At 27.3% G+C, this 18,760-nt stretch carries 18 protein-coding genes and 1 other annotated feature; all 18 genes read left to right on the forward strand.

What is annotated here, in order from left to right:
* Positions 1–204 carry a CDIF630_02480 family spore surface protein gene (locus tag IR152_RS01240; protein ID WP_413927457.1) on the forward strand — a complete coding sequence of 68 codons (204 nt, stop codon included), beginning with the start codon at positions 1–3 and terminating at the stop codon, positions 202–204.
* Between the two features lie 232 nt (positions 205–436).
* Positions 437–670 (forward strand) — a binding site (T-box leader).
* A gap of 75 nt (positions 671–745) precedes the next feature.
* On the forward strand, positions 746–2,143 hold the full coding sequence (gene asnS, locus IR152_RS01245; RefSeq protein WP_227450025.1) for an asparagine--tRNA ligase: 1,398 nt from the start codon (positions 746–748) through the stop codon (positions 2,141–2,143).
* A 254-nt stretch (positions 2,144–2,397) separates the two neighbouring features.
* A complete protein-coding gene (locus IR152_RS01250; protein ID WP_227450026.1) occupies positions 2,398–3,762 on the forward strand; it encodes a hypothetical protein in 1,365 nt (454 codons plus the stop codon).
* 21 nt (positions 3,763–3,783) lie between these two features.
* Complete coding sequence (locus IR152_RS01255; RefSeq protein ID WP_227450027.1) at positions 3,784–4,272, forward strand: zinc ribbon domain-containing protein; 489 nt, start codon at positions 3,784–3,786, stop codon at positions 4,270–4,272.
* 274 nt (positions 4,273–4,546) lie between these two features.
* On the forward strand, positions 4,547–5,218 hold the full coding sequence (locus tag IR152_RS01260) for an N-acetylmannosamine-6-phosphate 2-epimerase (RefSeq protein ID WP_227450028.1): 672 nt from the start codon (positions 4,547–4,549) through the stop codon (positions 5,216–5,218).
* A 69-nt stretch (positions 5,219–5,287) separates the two neighbouring features.
* The gene (locus IR152_RS01265) at positions 5,288–6,169 is read left to right on the forward strand and encodes an N-acetylneuraminate lyase (protein WP_395970672.1); all 882 of its coding nucleotides are present in this window, start codon (positions 5,288–5,290) and stop codon (positions 6,167–6,169) included.
* Between the two features lie 32 nt (positions 6,170–6,201).
* The gene (locus tag IR152_RS01270) at positions 6,202–7,704 is read left to right on the forward strand and encodes a sodium:solute symporter (RefSeq protein WP_227450029.1); all 1,503 of its coding nucleotides are present in this window, start codon (positions 6,202–6,204) and stop codon (positions 7,702–7,704) included.
* 134 nt (positions 7,705–7,838) lie between these two features.
* Positions 7,839–8,291, forward strand: coding sequence for a YhcH/YjgK/YiaL family protein (locus IR152_RS01275; RefSeq protein ID WP_227450030.1), 453 nt, complete (start codon positions 7,839–7,841; stop codon positions 8,289–8,291).
* 160 nt (positions 8,292–8,451) lie between these two features.
* On the forward strand, positions 8,452–9,255 hold the full coding sequence (locus IR152_RS01280; RefSeq protein WP_227450031.1) for a sialate O-acetylesterase: 804 nt from the start codon (positions 8,452–8,454) through the stop codon (positions 9,253–9,255).
* 57 nt (positions 9,256–9,312) lie between these two features.
* Complete coding sequence (locus tag IR152_RS01285; RefSeq protein ID WP_227450032.1) at positions 9,313–10,200, forward strand: ROK family protein; 888 nt, start codon at positions 9,313–9,315, stop codon at positions 10,198–10,200.
* An 18-nt stretch (positions 10,201–10,218) separates the two neighbouring features.
* The gene (locus IR152_RS01290; protein WP_227450033.1) at positions 10,219–11,067 is read left to right on the forward strand and encodes a MurR/RpiR family transcriptional regulator; all 849 of its coding nucleotides are present in this window, start codon (positions 10,219–10,221) and stop codon (positions 11,065–11,067) included.
* 62 nt (positions 11,068–11,129) lie between these two features.
* Complete coding sequence (locus tag IR152_RS01295; protein ID WP_227450034.1) at positions 11,130–11,819, forward strand: Crp/Fnr family transcriptional regulator; 690 nt, start codon at positions 11,130–11,132, stop codon at positions 11,817–11,819.
* A 393-nt stretch (positions 11,820–12,212) separates the two neighbouring features.
* Positions 12,213–13,220: an anaerobic sulfite reductase subunit AsrA gene (gene asrA / locus IR152_RS01300; protein WP_227450035.1), complete on the forward strand. Its 1,008-nt coding sequence runs from the start codon at positions 12,213–12,215 to the stop codon at positions 13,218–13,220.
* A complete protein-coding gene (asrB, locus tag IR152_RS01305; protein WP_227450036.1) occupies positions 13,221–14,012 on the forward strand; it encodes an anaerobic sulfite reductase subunit AsrB in 792 nt (263 codons plus the stop codon).
* 12 nt (positions 14,013–14,024) lie between these two features.
* Positions 14,025–14,996, forward strand: coding sequence for a sulfite reductase subunit C (gene asrC, locus IR152_RS01310; RefSeq protein WP_227450037.1), 972 nt, complete (start codon positions 14,025–14,027; stop codon positions 14,994–14,996).
* Positions 14,997–15,053: 57 nt separating this feature from the next.
* On the forward strand, positions 15,054–15,305 hold the full coding sequence (locus IR152_RS01315) for a hypothetical protein (protein WP_227450038.1): 252 nt from the start codon (positions 15,054–15,056) through the stop codon (positions 15,303–15,305).
* Between the two features lie 273 nt (positions 15,306–15,578).
* Entirely contained in the window at positions 15,579–17,597 is a 2,019-nt protein-coding gene (locus IR152_RS01320) for an FUSC family protein (protein ID WP_227450039.1), read from the forward strand.
* A gap of 214 nt (positions 17,598–17,811) precedes the next feature.
* Positions 17,812–18,669, forward strand: a complete 858-nt coding sequence (locus IR152_RS01325; protein ID WP_227450040.1) for an alpha/beta hydrolase — start codon at positions 17,812–17,814, stop codon at positions 18,667–18,669.
* The last annotated feature ends 91 nt before the right edge of the window (positions 18,670–18,760 follow it).

Genomic DNA, 18,760 nt, shown 5'->3' on the forward strand with positions numbered 1-18,760 from the left:
GTGATAGTTTTGGAAAATAAAAAAGCAAGAGCATTAAAAGGTAAAGATAATAAAAGACTTAAAAGTTCACTTTTAGTTGGAAATGAGTCAACAGCAGCATGGGCTGATGTTGAAAAGTTAAAACCTCATAGTAAAGTTTCAGTACCTTCACTTAAGGGTGTTAAAGAAGCAAAAGATTGGGTTGATAATGGAAGTAAGTTATAAAATTTTAAAAATTCAATAACGAAAAAAATTCAGTAACGAAGATGAGTATTTATTGTGATTATGTAGAGTAGTGTTTTTTTAAATAATTGAATCTAATTTGAGAAACATGATACTACTCTACTTTTTTATAAATACTCATATTATAAATGGCAATCAATATCAATTATATAAACTTATTGACTAAAAATTTATAAATTGGTATAATTTTGTTAATTAGCAGAAATAATAGAAGATAAATACTGTGAAGAGAAGAGTAGATATAAAATGTAGTTTTAGCGAGTTGAGGATGGTGAAAGCTCAATACGAGGTTTATGTTGAAGAACATCTTGGAGTTTCTAATCGAAAGCTTATTTAGTAAGTAGAATTAGACGGAAGGCACCGTTATAAGCTTTAAGCATTGCTTAACTAAGAGGTCATTATGACAACTAGGGTGGTACCGCGAAAGTAATAGTCTTTCGTCCCTTTATATAGGGATGAAGGGCTTTTTTTATTGAAATTATACTTAGAAGAAAATAATACAATTATACTAGGAGGATTTAAAATGCAAAAGGAATTTATAACAGTAAAAGAATTGTACAGAGATAAAGAGCAGTACATAGGGAAAACTGTAAAAGTAGCTGGATGGATAAGGACATCTAGAGTATCTAAGAACTTTGGATTTATAGAGTTAAATGATGGAAGTTTCTTTAAAAATATGCAGATAGTATTTGATGAGAAAGTAGAAAATTTTAAAGAGGTAGGAAAATTACCAATAAGCTCATCTATACTTGTAGAGGGAGAATTGGTATCTACAGAAGGAGCTAAGCAACCAGTAGAAATACATGCAAAAAGTATAGTTGTGGAAGGAGAATCAGATAGTTCATATCCACTACAAAAGAAGAGACATACACTTGAATATTTAAGAACAATAGCACATTTAAGACCAAGAAGTAATACTTTTTCAGCTGTATTTAGAGTAAGATCAATAGCTGCATATGCAATACACAAGTTTTTCCAAGAAAGAAACTTTGTATATGCACATTCTCCAATCATCACAGGTAGTGACTGTGAAGGTGCAGGAGAAATGTTTAGAATAACAACTATGGATTTAAATGATATTCCAAAAACAGAAGATGGCAAAATAGACTATACTCAAGATTTTTTTGGAAAAGAAGCTAATTTAACGGTTAGTGGTCAATTAAATGCTGAAATAATGGCACTTTCTTTTAGAAATGTTTATACTTTTGGACCTACATTTAGAGCAGAAAATTCTTATACGGGAAGACATGCTTCAGAATTCTGGATGATAGAGCCAGAGATAGTTTTTGCAGACCTTGAAGATAACATGGAACTTGCAGAAGATATGATAAAATATGTTATAAGCTATGTTTTAGAAAATGCTCCTGAAGAAATGGAATTCTTTAATAGTTTTATAGATAAAGGATTATTAGAAAGATTAAACAAGATAGTAAATTCTGAATTTATTAGAATAACATATACTAAAGCAGTAGAGTTATTGATTGAATCAGGTCATGAATTTGAGTATCCTGTTGAGTGGGGATGTGACCTTCAAACTGAGCATGAAAGATATATAACAGAGCAAATATACAATTGTCCAGTTTTTGTTACAGATTATCCAAAAGATATAAAAGCTTTCTACATGAGAATGAATGAAGATGGAAAAACTGTTAGAGCAATGGATTTATTAGTTCCTGGAGTTGGAGAAATCGTAGGAGGTTCTCAAAGAGAAGAAAGAGAAGATGTGTTGTTAGATAGAATTCATGAAATGGGATTAAGAGAAGAAGATTATTGGTGGTACTTAGAACTTAGAAAATTTGGTACTGCTACTCACTCTGGATTTGGTCTTGGATTTGAAAGAATAATTATGTATATGACAGGTATGTCTAATATAAGAGACGTTATACCTTTCCCAAGAACTCCTAAAAACGCTGAGTTTTAATAATTATATATAATACAACCATAAAAAATAACTTGTATATTATTTAGTTTAGATATATGCAAGTTATTTTTATTGTACTTATAAAGATATAATTTGATTACTTTTATTTTGCGATATTATGTAATTTTTTAGTAAAATGCAACACAAACAATAAACAAATAAAATAGATAAATATATCCAATTAAGGTATAATTAAGTTTTATATGATATAGTTATATTTGATAATTTACAATAGTAAAACTTGGAGGGCAAAAATGAGTGAAAAAAAAATGAATAATATGAATTATTCACATAATAATTATTCCAAAACGACAGGTGAACCAACTAGAAGAATAAAAAATAGTCACTTAACTCTTAAAAATAAAGAAGAAAAAATTTGTTCTAGTTGCAATAAAGAAAATAATACAAAGGATAATTACTGTAAATTTTGTGGAAATGAGCTTTATGAAATAGCATCATTAAGACCACTTGAAACAAAACTAGACTTGAAATCTAAAATAAAAGAGCTTTCATATCACGCAAATACAAGAGGAATATTTTTAACAACATTTACAACTATATTTATATTATTTATTATTGCACTGATATTTAAAGCTATTATAACTATTCAATTTAATGATATCAGTTATTTGATAAATCCAGCACATATAATCCTAGCCCTTAACTTAGGTCAAATTAGTGTATCTATGTCTACCATGATGGGCTCTGGGTTTATAAATGCTAATATAGGGTTATTGATATTACTTATAATTCCTATTCTAGGATTAATAATATCAAACTTAGTTTTTATGAGAAAAAGATGCATAGATTCAAAAACTGTATTAGCAAATTCTCTTGGAGTTGGAATTCTTTATGGATTAGTTTTAGCTATTTTATCTATTTTTACTAATATAAAAACTAGTTCACATAGTATGTTAGAATATGGATATGCATTAGAATATAGTTATGAATTTTTTAGTGTTCTTTTAAATGGATTTGTATTAGGCTTTATATGTACATACATAACTACTTATAAAAAAAGTTATGAAAAGGAAAATATGTACATGTCTCTCTTTTCAAATTCTATAAAAATATTTATATTAGGATATGTTTTAGTATTAGCAATACTATTTGTACTGACTATATCTGATAGTAGTTACTTAAATGAATTAGATATGAGTAGTTACTCAAATGGAGCGAATTTATTTACTATACTACCACAAATAGCCAGTTATATGTGGGCTTTTGCAAATGGAATTTCAGTGACTATAATAAATTCAACAGTATCAATATTTAGTTTAGGTTCATCATCTTTATTTGGAGATACTAAATTAATGTTTTATGCAATGGGAGCTTTGTCTGTGTTAATACTATTATTAAATGGATATAAATTAAGATTTAAGTATAGTACAGATAATGTCAAGCCTGTAATAGTGTTTAGTGTGTATTATGCATTTTTAATGGGGATGTTGGCTTTGTTTAGCACCTTTATACTTGATAGTAATATTAATTTTTTTAATACAACCAGTTATGGAACAACTTTAATAATGCAATTTAAAGTATTTCAAACTATTATAATTTCATTTGTATATAGTTTTGTGATATCTTTATTAGGATATAAGCTGAACTCAGCTGATTAAATATGATTGGAGGGAATTTCTATGGAAAATAATAATAATACAGTAGATGATAAATTTTCTAAAGTTAAGAAAAGCTTTGGTAATGGAAAATTTAAAGTTGAATTATATAAAGAGAAATCCAAGTTAAATAGAGAGATTGATGATATTCAAGAAAAGAAAGCTAAGATATTCTTGGAAATGGGAATATTAACGTATCAAAAAGTTAGAGAAGATTCTATTGATGATGAGAGTTTTGATAAGTTATGTGATGAATTATTAGAACTTGATAAGATAATCTATGAAAAAAATATGGAAATTAATGAAATGGAAACTGCAGAGAGTAATGTAATTTGTGAATGTGGTTATGTTGGAGGTATAAATGATAAATATTGTGCTGAATGTGGTAAAAAGTTTGAGTTAGATAACGAATATGATGATTTTATAGTTTGTGGATATTGTGAAAGCGAAATAGATTCAGAGTCTGAATTTTGTCCATGTTGTGGCAGAAAAATTATAATGGATTTAGAATAATGTTGAAAAACCTATGTATTGTGTACATGGGTTTTTTAATTGAAATTATTGATATATAGTATTTATAAAAGCATCTATACGAAATGAAAATAAATACCGAAAAAATGAAATAAAATTTCTTTTATATATAAAAAATGAGCTTATATCTGGAATAAAATGGTAAAAAAAAGAAACAAGAAAAAAATATGAAAAAATATTGCAAAGAAAAAGTTTTCATGTTATTATTAATACATGAATCAAGAAAATAAATTTCAGAAATGAGGTAATTGAAAAAATGCTAGATAAGGTAAAGGGAAGATTAATAGTATCATGCCAAGCTTTAGAAAATGAACCTCTTCATAGCCCTTTTATAATGGGTAGAATGGCTAAGGCTGCTATGGAAGGTGGAGCTGTTGGAATTAGAGCTCAAGGAGTTGAAGATATTATTGAGATAAAAAAAGTTACCGGACTTCCTGTTATAGGTATTATAAAGATAAATTATGAAGATTCAGATATATATATAACACCAACTAAAAAAGAAGTTGATGAGCTTTTGACAACAGGATGTGAAATGATAGCTTTAGATGCTACTAATAGAGTTAGACCAAATAATGAAGATTTAAAAGAAATTATAAAGTATATAAAAGAAAATGGTGTTCTAGTAATGGCGGATATTTCAAATTATGATGAAGCTATTAAAGCACAAGAATACGGTGTAGATTGCGTTTCAACTACACTATCTGGGTATACTCCATATACGAAAACATTAGAAGGTCCAGACTTTGTATTAATGGAAAGACTAGTTAAAGATTTAGAAATACCTGTAATAGCAGAAGGAAAGGTAAACACTCCTCAAGATTTAAAAAAGGTTTTTGAACTGGGAGTTCATTCATCAGTTGTAGGTTCAGCAATAACAAGACCACAATTAATAACAGAAAAATTTGTTAAAGCAATTGAAAGTAATTAAAATTTAATTTGTAAATTAAAAATTTATTATATTTAACTATACTTGAAAATTAAAATTGGAGGTAAAGATATGAGAACAACAGATATGAAGGGAATTTATTCAGCATTATTAGTTTCATTTGATAAGGAAGGAAATATAAATGAAAAAGGGTTAAGACAAATAATTAGACATAATATAGATATTTGTAAAGTAGATGGTCTTTATGTAGGAGGTAGTACAGGAGAAAACTTCATGCTTTCAACTGATGAGAAGAAAAGAATCTTTGAAATAGCTAAGGATGAAGTGAAAGAAGAAATAAAATTAATAGCTCAAGTCGGTTCAGTTAATTTAAAAGAAGCAGTAGAACTTGCTAAATTTACAACTGATTTAGGATATGATGCTATAAGTGCTGTTACACCTTTTTACTATAAATTTGATTTTGAAGAAATAAAACACTATTACAACACAATAATAAATTCTGTAGATAATAGATTAATAATATACTCTATACCATTTTTAACTGGTGTTGACATGAGTTTAGACCAGTTTGGTGAATTATTTGAAAATGAAAAAATAATAGGTGTTAAGTTTACAGCAGCAGATTTCTATTTATTAGAAAGAATGAGAAAAACATTCCCAAATAAATTAATATTTGCAGGATTTGATGAAATGATGCTACCAGCTACAGTTTTAGGTGTAGACGGAGCAATTGGTTCTACATTTAATGTAAACGGTATCAGAGCTAGACAAATATTTGAATTAACTAAAAATGAAAAAATATCAGAAGCACTTGAAGTACAACATGTGACTAATGATTTAATAACAGATATATTAGGAAATGGTTTATATCAAACAATTAAATTACTACTTGAAGAACAAGGTGTCGAAGCTGGATACTGTAGACAACCTATGAAAGAAGCAACTGATGAAATGAAATCAAGAGCAAAAGAAATATACAGAAAGTATTTTTAATAAAGTGCTTTTAGTATGGGAGGATTAGTCAAATGGTAGGATTTACTTGGATAGATTTTGCAATACTGGTAGTTTACTTATTGGCAGTTTTATTTGCAGGATTGTTATTTTCAAAAAAAGAAATGAAGGGAAAAGAGTTCTTTAAAGGTGATGGAACTATTCCATGGTGGGTTACATCAGTATCAATATTTGCCACATTATTAAGTCCAATATCGTTTTTATCATTAGCAGGTAATTCTTATGGTGGAACTTGGATTTTATGGTTTGCACAGTTAGGTATGTTTATAGCTATACCTTTAACAATAAAATTTTTCTTACCTCTGTATAGTAGGTTAGAAATAGATACAGCTTATGAGTATTTAGAAATGAGATATGAAAGTAAAGGTCTTAGAGTACTTGGAGCTTTAATGTTTATAATATATCAAATAGGACGTATGTCTATCATAATGTATCTTCCATCAGTGGTTCTAGCTGGCCTTACAGGAATACCTGTAAATGTATTGATAGTAGTTATGGGTGTAATAGCAATAATTTATTCATATACAGGTGGATTAAAAGCTGTTTTGTGGACCGACTTTATACAAGGTATGGTACTAATAGTAGGTGTTACAGGTACATTATTCTATTTAATAGCAAGTATAAATGGTGGTTTTGGAACGGTAATGGATACCCTTACAACTGGACACAAGTTCTTAGCTACTAATGAAGTTATGTTTGATAAAAATATACTATCTACAAGTGCCTTTATAATATTTATTGGGGCTGGCCTTAATACTTTTTCATCATATGTATCAAGCCAAGATATAGTTCAAAGGTTTACTACGACAACTGACATAAAGCAACTTAACAAAATGACATATGGAAATGGTGTTTTATCAATGGGGCTTGCAACAGTATTTTACCTAATAGGAACTTGTTTATTTATATATTATACTCAAAACCCAGATTTAGCTCAAACAGTTCAACAAGACCAAGTATTTGCATCATATATAGCTTACGAATTACCAGTAGGTATAACAGGAATATTACTTGCAGCGATATATGCAGCTTCTCAATCAACTTTGTCGACAGGGCTTAACTCAGTTGCTACAAGTTGGACTTTAGATATACAAACTATCATAACAAAAGATATAAGTATGGAAAAACAAACTAAGATAGCACAATATATATCATTAGGTGTAGGTATACTTTCTATAGTTGTTGCAATAGTCCTAGCAAACGGAGAAATAAAATCGGCATATGAATGGTTCAATAGTTTTATGGGTCTAGTTTTAGGTGTTTTAGCAGGAATATTTGTGCTTGGTGCATTTTGTAAAAAAGCAACTAAGTTGGGAGCATATGTTGGATTCATAGTCTCAGCAATTTTAGTTGTTTACCTAAAATACCGTATGCCAGAAGTAACTTCTTGGGCGTATTCTTTAATAACAATAACTACTTCTGTAGTGGTAGGTACAATATTTAGTGCAATAGAAGCTAAGGCTAAAGCAAAAGAATCTTTACCAAAAGCTGAGACTACTGTTTATTATGAAAAATAATATAAGATTTAAATGATAAATTGTCTTATAGAGTGATTATATAAATAATTTAGTTACTCTATAAGACTGTATAATAGACTTTATATATAAAAGTAAAAAAATAGACTTTATAATTATATAGGGAGATAGTGTTTATGATATTTGGAAATATAAATCATAGTAAGACATATTCAACATTACATGAAGATTTACTTAGATGTTTTAAATATGCTAAAGAGAATTCATTGATAGATTATGAAAAAGGTACTTATACAATAGATAGTGATGATATTTTTGTAAATATTGTAGAGTATAAAACTTGTGAAAAAGAAGAAAGATTCTGGGAAGCTCATAAGAAGTATATAGATGTTCATTTGATGCTTGACGGGTGTGAACGAATAGACATAAATTTTATAGAAAATTTAGAACAAAAAATATATGAAGAAGAGGGAGATTTTTTACCTCTTGATGGTAAAAACAATGGATATGTTGAACTTAGAAAAGGTGATTTTTTAGTTTGTTATCCAGAAGATGCTCATATGACAGCGATAAAAGTTTTAGAAAAAGAAAATATTAAAAAAGCTATTTTTAAGGTTTTGGTTAGATAATGAGAATTCATATAACCACTAGGGCTGAAAATAGTGATTTAACTTTCAGCGATTAGTGAGATTTCGTAAATTTTAGTTAGATTACTATTTTCAGCCCTAGTTTTTTATAAGATAAATTGAAAATAGTTAAAAGCTTAAAATTTTGTAAAGGAGTTAACTTATGGAAAATATAGATGTATTCTTATTAATAGGACAAAGTAATGCTAGAGGATTGGGAAATCCAAAAGAGAGCATCATTCCAAATGAAAATTGTTTTGAATATTTGAGTACTGATGAAATTATAAATATGAGATGTGAGCTAGAGACTTCAGAAGGTGATGGTACTATAGCACCTGCATTTTCAAATGAATGGAATAAGCTTACTGGTAATAAAGTTTGTTTTATTCACAATGCAAAAGATGGTTCAAGAATAAAAAATTGGAATCATGATAATAACTGGTTTCTAAATGATACTATAGAAAAATTTAATGCAGGATGTAGTACCTTAAGTAAACATTATAATATAGAAAATAAATATGTCATTTGGATTCAAGGTGAAAGTGATGCAAAATATGGCAGTGATGCCTTGTACTATAAAGAAAGTCTAAAAAAAATTGCGTATAGACTTAAAGAAGAGTGTATGATTGACAAAATGTTTGTAAGTCTAACTGGTTATTGGCTTGGAGAAGATGAATATTTTATTAGAACAAGACGAATTGCAGCAGCACAGGAGTCTGCTTGTAATGAATGTGATGTATTGTGTGTAGGAAGCAAAATTGCTATGCAATTTCATGATAAAGGGTTAACTATTGATGATGTTCATTATACTCAAGAAGGTCTTAATATATTAGGAAAAGACTTATGTAAAAATATTTATAAATATCATACAACTAAGGAAAAAAAACTATTAAATGATACAATAGATTTATCAGAAGCTAGAAAATATATATGTGAATTGGAAAAGATAAATAAAAAATTTGTGTAATATAAGAATTTAAGTGGTGTTATCAATTTATAAAAATAATTTGTATGGAGATATATTATGAAAAATTACGTTTGTATAGATGTTGGAGGTACTTCAATAAAATATGGATTTATTAGAGAAGATGGATTAATAATTGATAAATCAAGTCTAGATACTGAAGCAAAAGAAAAAGGTGGAGAAGGAATATTATCTAAAATAAAACAGATAGTAAAAAAATATATAAAAGAAAATGAAATAAGTGGTATATGTATATCAACTGCAGGTATGGTTGACCCAGTTGAAGGTAAGATAATATTTGCATTAGAAGAGTTAATTCCAAACTATAAGGGTATGGAGTTAAAAAAAGAGGTGGAAAAAGAGTTTAATATAAAATGTGAAGTTGAAAATGATGTTAATTGTGCTGGACTTGGTGAAATGTGGCTTGGAGCAGGTAAAAGTGCAACATCTTCTATATGTTTAACAATAGGTACTGGAATTGGTGGATGTGTTATAATAAATAATAAACTGATAAATGGGTTTAGTAATAGTGCTGGCGAAGTAGGGTATATGAATATAAATGGAAGTTCTTTTCAAGAATTAGCGTCTACTAGTAGTTTAATTAAAAAAGTAGCAAAAATAAAGACTTTGAATGAAAATGATTTAAATGGAAAAATAATTTTTGATTTGGCAAAGAATAATGACGAAGATTGTTTAAAAGAACTCGATAATATGATAAAATCATTAGCAGTTGGAATTGCAAATATATGTTATGTAATAAATCCAGAAGTAGTAATTTTAGGTGGTGGAATTATGGCACAAGAAAAGTTCCTCAAACCAAAAATAGACAAAGCATTAAAGGAGGTTCTTATAGACAGAGTTTACAAAAATACTAATGTAGAATTTGCAAAGAGACAAAATGATGCAGGAATGCTTGGAGCATTATATAATTTTTTGAACAAAATATAAAGAATAGAAGGGTTTTTAATGAGTATTTTAGAACAATTGGAATCACCAACTTTTAAAGTCACAAAATCAGATAAATTATTGATAGCTTATATAAAAGAAAATATAGAAGATGTATTTTATAAGCCAATATCACAAATAGCTAAAGAGAGCAATATTGGTGAAGCAACTATAACTAGATTTGTAAAAAAAATGAATTTTAATGGATTGCAGGATTTTAAAGTTACTTTAGCGCAAGAGATATCAACCATCAATAAAAAGAACATTATAAACAAAAACATACAAAATGATGAGCCAGCTTTGGATACAGCAAAGAAACTTTTAAGCTCAAATATAACCACTTTAGAGAATACTGTAGAGATAATTAATAGTGCTGATGTTCATGATTGTGCAAGACTTATAATAAATGCAAAGAAAGTTTACTTTATAGGTATTGGATATTCTGGTATAATAGCACAGGATTCAAACTATAAATTTATGAGAATAGGACTTAATTGTGTAAGTTTTGATAGTAGTCATACGATGATAATGATGTCTTCCATAATGGAAGAGGGAGATTTAATAGTGGCAATTTCACATTCTGGTGAAACTGCGGAAATTATAAAAACTGTAAAACTTGCAAGAGCTAATAATGCTAAAATTATATCGATTACTGAAAATAAAAATTCTGAGTTAAAGGATATTTCAGATGTACACTTATCTTATGTATCAGGAGAAACTGTACTAGAGACTGGTTCAGTATCTTCTAAATTAGCACAATTTTTCATTATTGATTTAGTATATACACAGGTAGTAAAAGAACTTTCTAATGAAGCTATTGAAAGAAAAATTAAGACTACAAATGCTATAAAATTGTTTAAAAATGAATAAAATAAGAAATTTGTAATGTTTTATAGAGCTTTCTTAAAAATTTAGGAATGGAGAGATATTATATGTCTAAATTAAAAGATTATAATATTGATAAATTAATGATTTTTAATAATTTATGTACTAAAACGAAGAATCAACTTAAGGAAAAAGCTAAACTAAAAAGATTACAAAAAAAAGAAATTTTATTTTATGAAAAAGATAGCTTAGACAGTGTTTATATACTTTTAGAAGGAAAGGTATCTATTTTTAAGATAAGTGAAAATGGTGAGAGAAAGGTAATTTTCATTTTAAATACTGGTGAAATCATAAATGATATTACCTTTGACTCTTCTAAAAATTCTACTGTTGGATGTGAGGCATTTGAAAACTCAATTGTAGCTTATTACAGTATTGAAGAATTCTTAGAAATTATGCAAAGTGATTTTCAACTTACAAAAGATATTATTTCTTATATGGAAAGAAGAATAAGGCGTCTATATAGGCAGTTAAAAAATTCTATATCTATAAAAGTAGATAAAAAACTTGCAGCAAAATTATATAGATTAAGTAAAGAATTTGGGATTTGTTGTGGAGAATGGACTTTACTAAATGTAAATATTACAGTTACATATTTAGCTGATATGCTTGGTTGTAAAAGAGAGACTGTTTCCAGAATGATAAAAGTATTGCAAAAAGAAGAACTTATAAAGATTGACAATAAAGGTTTTTATGTTAAAGAAATTGAGTTATCAAGATACTTTAAAAATAATTAATTATGCTTAAGTAAGGGTATTATTAGAATTTTAATTAAATAAAAATATTATTAAGAGAATCTATTTATAGATTCTTTTTTATTATTTAATTTACTAATCTTTGTCTTAACTTTATTAAATCATATAAAAAAGCAAATAAGGTTCTTTATTATTTATTCAAAAAATTAAGTAAATGATGGGTTTATTGTATTTAATGATTGTATTTAAGTGATTAGATTTACAATAGAACAATATAAATAATAAAAAATATTAATAGAATTTATTAAACTCTATTAATATTTTTTTATTATTTTTGAAACTGTGATAATTATCACAGAAGTATAGAAAATAAAGTGTTAAGATTTAAACAAGATAACAAGTAAGTAAAACTAAAATATAAGAAAGGTGATAAAAATGAAATTAAAGTTAGATTCATCTAAATTCAATGAAGGTCTGAATTATCTAAAAAAAGACTACAAGATATTCGCACCAGTTTTAATACCATTTAAAGGTACTTTTTCAGATACTGATATTATAAGATACAAGGAGGTAAGCGTTTTCGAAGAAATGGAGTTTGCCAAGAAAGCAAATTTTTCACCAAAAGAAGTTGTACTCCCAATAAATCAAGTATTATTTTATTTTACTGAAAAAGAGTTTAAGGAAAGCGATTTAGACAACAAGAAAATTTTAATTTTCTTAAGAGCTTGTGACATAAATGGGATAAAAAGACTTGATGAAATATATTTAAATAATGGCGAAGAAAAAGATTATTTTTATAAAAATATTAGGGATAAAGTAAAATTTGCACTTGTAGGATGTAGGGAAAGTTTTAGAAACTGTTTTTGCGTGAGTATGGCTTCTAATAAAACTGATAATTATTCAATTGGACTAAATATAGAAGGAGAGACTTTATATTTAGATATAAAAGATAGTGAATTTGAAGTATTTAATGGGGAAGTAACTGAATTTAATGTTAATTATGTAACTGATAATTTAATATCTGTAGATGTACCAGAAAATATTGATTCAAATGAGATGATAGGAAATTCAATATGGGATGAATATGATACAAGATGTATCGGATGTGGTAGATGTAATTTTGTATGTCCAACATGTTCATGTTTTACAATGCAGGATATTTTCTATAAGGAAAATGAAAATGTAGGTGAGAGAAGAAGAGTTTGGGCTTCTTGTCAAGTAGATGGATATACAGATATAGCAGGTGGGAATTCTTTTAGAAAAAACCAAGGTGAAAGAATGAGGTTTAAAACTATGCATAAAATACATGATTTTAAAAAAAGATTCGGATATCATATGTGTGTTGGTTGTGGGAGATGTGATGATGCCTGTCCACAATACATATCATTTTCAAAGTGTATAGAAAAAATAAATGATTTAGTAACTAGTAAGGAGGAAATATAAATGAACTCATATATACCAGTAAGTGCAAAAATACTAGATATAGTTAAACATACTGATAAAGAATGGACTTTTAGAGTGAACTGCGATACAAAAGGGGTATTACCTGGAAAGTTCTATGAGATATCTATACCTAAATATGGTGAAAGCCCAATATCAGTATCAGGATATGGAGAAGATTATATTGACTTTACAATAAGAAATGTAGGAAAAGTAACTAGTGAGTTGTTTAATTATAAAGAAGGAGATTCTTTTTTTATAAGAGGTCCTTATGGAAATGGATTTGATGTATCTCTTTACGAAGGAAGAGAAATTGTAGTAGTAGCAGGAGGAAGTGCATTGGCTCCTGTAAGAGGAATAGTTGAATATTTTTACAATAATGAAGAAAAATGCGAAAAGTTTAAGCTAATAGTCGGATTTAAATCACCAAAAGATGTTTTATTTGCAGATGATTTAAAGAGATGGAGTGAAAAACTTGATATTTTAGTTACTGTAGACGGAGCAGATGAAGGATATAGTGGAAATGTAGGATTAGTAACAAAATACATACCAGAATTGGACATAAAAGATATAAATAATACTTCTATAGTTGTAGTTGGACCTCCAATGATGATGAAATTTACAGTAGGAGAATTTTTAAAAAGAGATTTAGATGAAAAGAATATTTGGGTTTCTTATGAAAGAAAGATGTGTTGCGGAATAGGTAAATGTGGACACTGTAAGATGGATGATACTTATATATGTTTAGATGGACCAGTATTTGATTATTCATATGCTAAAAATCTTATTGATTAGGGGGCGAAGTTTGTGATAAGAGATTTAAATACCAAAAAAGTAATGAAAAATGCTTACAGGATTACAAAAACAAAATATGAGACTTCTTTAAGAGTTAGAGTGCCTGGTGGGCTTATTGACCCTGAGAGTTTAACTATAGTTTCCAAAATTGCAAGTGAATATGGTAATGGCCAGATACACATAACCACAAGACAGGGCTTTGAAATATTAGGAATAGACATGGAAAATATAGAAGAAATAAATAAAATTATACAACCTGTTATTGAAAAAATGAATATAAATCAAAGTGAGAAAAATGCAGGTTATCCAGCAGCAGGTACAAGAAATATAGCAGCGTGTATAGGAAATAAAGTCTGTCCAAAAGCTCAATATAATACAACTGAATTTGCTAAAAGAATAGAAAAAGCTATATTTCCAAATGATTTACATTTTAAAGTAGCTTTAACTGGATGTCCAAATGATTGCATAAAAGCTAGAATGAATGACTTTGGAATTATTGGAATGGCTTTACCAATATATGAAAAAGATAGATGTGTAAATTGTGGGGCATGTGTAAAAAAGTGTTCTAAAATATCTGTTGGAGCATTAAAAACAGAAAATAATAAAGTGGTAAGAGATGGAGATAAGTGTATAGGCTGTGGAGAGTGTGTACTAAATTGCCCAACAAATGCATGGACTAGAGATGAGAAAAAATACTATAGATTAGCTATAATGGGTAGAACAGGAAAGAAAAATCCTAGACTAGCAGAAGATTTTCTTTTATGGGTAGATGAGAATAGCATAATAAAGATAATACTTAATACTTACAAATATGTAGAAAAGTATATAGATAAAGATGCACCAGGAGGAAAAGAACATATAGGATATATAATCGATAGAACAGGATTTATGGAATTTAAAAAATGGGCACTTGAGGGTGTTGAACTTCCAGAAACAACTAAAATGCATGAAAACATATACTGGAGTGGAGTTAAATATCTATAAATTGAGTAAGACATATATTTAAACAAATTAAAAATTTAATAGAAGGAAGAGGGACTTATGCATAAAGAGACTTTGGATAAATTAACTAATGCAGCTATAAATAAAATAAATTTATTAAACACGAGTAAAGTAAAATATTTAGTATCTTCTGCGTTTGCAGGACTTTATGTAGGTATAGGTATACTTTTGATATTTACTATTGGAGGAGCTATTTATAATTTAGTAGCTGTGACATTTGGAAATATTGTTGGAGGAGCTTTATTTATGGGACTTGGAACTTATATATTAGGCAAAGAAAAACTTAACTAAATTCATTGTATAAATTATATAACTCTCTTAATAAATACAGTTTTAGTATTGTTGAGAGAGTTATTTTTATTTTTTGAAAAAATATTTGAAAGAAAAAATATATGGGAGCATACGAAGTTATATAACTAATATATATAATAAAATATGTTAAAATAGGAACTATATAACGGAAAGTATGAATAAAAGTTAAAGTCCTACCGTAAAAAAGGTCATTTTGAATAAGACAATAAATATGATAAAATTGGTCTTGTTGAAATTTTTAGGGGGGATATGATGACAAAAAAACTAGTAATATCAAAAACAAAATTGTTTATTTTTATAATAGCATTTATTTCTATATTTATATACCTATTTGGAAGTAAAAACACACTTATAGGTGTAGGTATAGTAACGGCTATGTTAACACTATTAGAAAGAGATTTAACTATTTCTCCAATTAAAAATTTACTAAAGTATTTAGCAATAAATATAATTTTGGGAGTACTATCATTTTTTGCAGTACAAAATATGTATTTAGGAGTTTTATTAAATTTTATAGCATTATTTATAATAGGATATGTATTTAGTTATGAATTAAAAAGAGCAGTATATGTACCTTTTGGTCTAATGTATATATTTATGGTAAGTATACCTGTAGGAATAAGTGAACTTCCTATGAGATTATCAGCTTTAGCTATTGGAGCAGTTGTAATAATGATTGCTCAGTTTGTTATGAATAGAAATAGAATGAGAAAGGTTGGAGATAAAGAGCTAATATCTATATGTGATGAATTATTAGAAAAAATTAGTCTTTTAAAAAACATTATCAATGATGATAATTCTATAAGTAAATCTAATATGCGAAAAATAGATAGCTGTAATTATAGAATAAATTCTATATCGAAAAATTTAAAAATGGTTATTTTTGATAATAGAAAAGATGACTTTTATATCAGTATTAAAGGCATAGATATAATAAATATTTTATTTTCATTAGAAAGAATAAATTTAATCCTGGAAAGATATAAAAAGGATAGTAAGGAATTTGAGGATGAAGATATAAAAAATATATTAGAAGAAAGTAACATAAATAGTAAATCAGATGTTCTAGCTGTAGCAAACAAAGAAGTAAACTATATTAAGATGTGTTTAGAAAATAAAGATACAATAACTGATAAAGAGATATTGGGATTTAGAGACTATGTTATTGCTCAAGATACTAAAAATATAAATTTAAAAGAAATTTATAGTGTGTTGGAAAATTTATATGAGTTTTTAGTAGATTATAAAAAAGTAAAATCAAGAGATGAAAAAAGAGCTGAAAGAAAATCAAAGGTACCTCGTGAATTTAAAAGACTATCAATATATAAGAAAAACCTTAATTTAAATTCTATAAGATTTACTTATGCAGTAAAGATTGCTTTAGCTACAGCTATAGCTGGTTTTATTATGGATTATTTCCATTTAAGAGATGGAAGGTGGATAATGTTAACTGTGTTTTCATTGACACAACCTTATGCAGAAAATTGTATACAAAGGTCTAGAAAAAGAATAGAAGGTACATTTATAGGAGCTATAATATTTATTGTATTATTTTCAATAATAAAAGATAGTACATTAAGGTCGTTAATAGTTCTTTTAGCAGGATATATAAACTCTTATGTAGTTGACTATAGGAAGTTAATAGTATGCGTAACTGTTTCAGCTCTTGGTTCAGCAGTAGTTATGGGAGACCCAAATGTTTTAACAATAAACAGGATTTCATACGTGGCATTGGGAGCAATTATTGCATTAATAGTAAATAAGTTTATATTACCATATGATGCTAAAACAGGTTATCAACATGTTATAGACATGTATAAAGGAATAGTTAAAAATATAATTGATGAAGTTAATAATTCTATAGAAAATATAGCTGATGTTTACTATATAAAGAATTTATTATTGGTACCATCACTTATTGAAGATAGACTTATGCTGATAAATGCCATATATAAAGATAAACATCAAGAAGATTTCTTAGAAAATCAGAAATTACTAATAAGTAATATGTATAATCTATATATAAATGTTAAGAAAAATAAAATAAAAGATGAAGATGTTGAAAAAATATTGAGAGATACTAATTATATTTCAAATTACAATGCAGATAAGTATGATGAGGGAAGAATAGTAATTTTAGAGAGTATTGTAAATACTAAAAGTCTAGGTGATAAGATAATATGTCTAAACTTACTACAAACTTTAAATGGTGTCAAAGAAATGTATAGAATAAGTAATATAGCTAGAGTTTCAATAGAAGAAGCTACCTAGATATTAAACTATAGAATAGCCATATATTTAAAATAAAGTATATGGCTATTTATTTTATAAAATATTAAAAGAAAATAATATATAAAAAACAAAAAACATAGATTTATGAATTTTATATGAAAATAGTTAAAATATTGATTTTTTTCATTGGTTGAAAAAACAATTTACTTAGGATAAACTATAATAGTATTCAAATATTATGGGGGTTAGATTTATGAGTAAAGATGTAAAGGTAAAGCGTGATAAGAAATATGATACATTTAGTATAACTATGGAACTTGAGAGACCTTTACTTTATGATGAGGTTGAAAACAAAGATGATAAAAATAATAATAGAGAATTTAACATAAAGAATAAGATATTTAAGGGAATAGGTATACTATTTGTATTGATTTTGCTTGGTTTTTTCATATGGATAAACAAAACATATGAACCCCAAAAGTTAGCAAAAGAAGCTCTAGTCAGTGATAGTAAGATTGAAGTAACTGTAAATGAAAATATTTCATTTACACCAAAAGGAAGAAAAGTTTCTAAAGGCTTAATTTTCTATCCGGGTGCTAAGGTAGAAATAGAATCTTATGCACCACTTGCCAGAAAAATAGCAGAAAGTGGATATGAGGTTGTAATCGTAAAGATGCCACTTAATTTAGCTATACTTGGAACTAATAAAGCGCAGAAAGTTATGGATTCTTACAACAATATAGAACATTGGGTAATAGGAGGGCATTCATTAGGAGGAGTTGCAGCATCAAATTTTGCACGTGATAATAAATTAATTGATGGAGTTGTATTTTTAGCTTCTTATCCAATGGGGGATGAGCTGAAACAGTTAGGAAAAAAAGTTATATCTATCTGGGGGAGTAAAGATGGTGTAGTAAATTTTAAAAGTCTTGTGGAATCAAAACAAAAACTTCCTAATGATACAACTTATGTTGAGATTGAAGGAGGAAATCATGCGCAATTTGGAGATTATGGAAAACAAAAGGGAGATAATGATGCTATTATAAGTCAAGAAAAACAACTTAACATTACTGTCAATAGTATTATTAAATTTTTAAAGAACATATCTTAAACTAAAATTTAAAGAATATAATTTTATGAGGTATTATTTTAAGTAAGTGTTAATAATATAATAGAATGAAGATTTGATTACAAGGGGGATT

Source organism: Clostridioides sp. ES-S-0108-01 (assembly GCF_020662285.1).
Classification (GTDB): Bacteria; Bacillota; Clostridia; order Peptostreptococcales; family Peptostreptococcaceae; genus Clostridioides.

What these genes read in the sequence shown, in the direction of transcription:
- asrB (WP_227450036.1), top strand. Translation starts at nt 13,221, where the DNA reads ATGAACTCATATATACCAGTAAGTGCAAAAATACTAGATATAGTTAAA.
- asnS (WP_227450025.1), top strand. Translation starts at nt 746, where the DNA reads ATGCAAAAGGAATTTATAACAGTAAAAGAATTGTACAGAGATAAAGAG.
- IR152_RS01280 (WP_227450031.1), top strand. Translation starts at nt 8,452, where the DNA reads ATGGAAAATATAGATGTATTCTTATTAATAGGACAAAGTAATGCTAGA.
- IR152_RS01295 (WP_227450034.1), top strand. Translation starts at nt 11,130, where the DNA reads ATGTCTAAATTAAAAGATTATAATATTGATAAATTAATGATTTTTAAT.
- IR152_RS01275 (WP_227450030.1), top strand. Translation starts at nt 7,839, where the DNA reads ATGATATTTGGAAATATAAATCATAGTAAGACATATTCAACATTACAT.
- asrA (WP_227450035.1), top strand. Translation starts at nt 12,213, where the DNA reads ATGAAATTAAAGTTAGATTCATCTAAATTCAATGAAGGTCTGAATTAT.
- IR152_RS01285 (WP_227450032.1), top strand. Translation starts at nt 9,313, where the DNA reads ATGAAAAATTACGTTTGTATAGATGTTGGAGGTACTTCAATAAAATAT.
- IR152_RS01270 (WP_227450029.1), top strand. Translation starts at nt 6,202, where the DNA reads ATGGTAGGATTTACTTGGATAGATTTTGCAATACTGGTAGTTTACTTA.
- IR152_RS01265 (WP_395970672.1), top strand. Translation starts at nt 5,288, where the DNA reads ATGAGAACAACAGATATGAAGGGAATTTATTCAGCATTATTAGTTTCA.
- IR152_RS01290 (WP_227450033.1), top strand. Translation starts at nt 10,219, where the DNA reads ATGAGTATTTTAGAACAATTGGAATCACCAACTTTTAAAGTCACAAAA.
- IR152_RS01255 (WP_227450027.1), top strand. Translation starts at nt 3,784, where the DNA reads ATGGAAAATAATAATAATACAGTAGATGATAAATTTTCTAAAGTTAAG.
- IR152_RS01325 (WP_227450040.1), top strand. Translation starts at nt 17,812, where the DNA reads ATGAGTAAAGATGTAAAGGTAAAGCGTGATAAGAAATATGATACATTT.
- IR152_RS01315 (WP_227450038.1), top strand. Translation starts at nt 15,054, where the DNA reads ATGCATAAAGAGACTTTGGATAAATTAACTAATGCAGCTATAAATAAA.
- IR152_RS01260 (WP_227450028.1), top strand. Translation starts at nt 4,547, where the DNA reads ATGCTAGATAAGGTAAAGGGAAGATTAATAGTATCATGCCAAGCTTTA.
- IR152_RS01250 (WP_227450026.1), top strand. Translation starts at nt 2,398, where the DNA reads ATGAGTGAAAAAAAAATGAATAATATGAATTATTCACATAATAATTAT.
- IR152_RS01320 (WP_227450039.1), top strand. Translation starts at nt 15,579, where the DNA reads ATGACAAAAAAACTAGTAATATCAAAAACAAAATTGTTTATTTTTATA.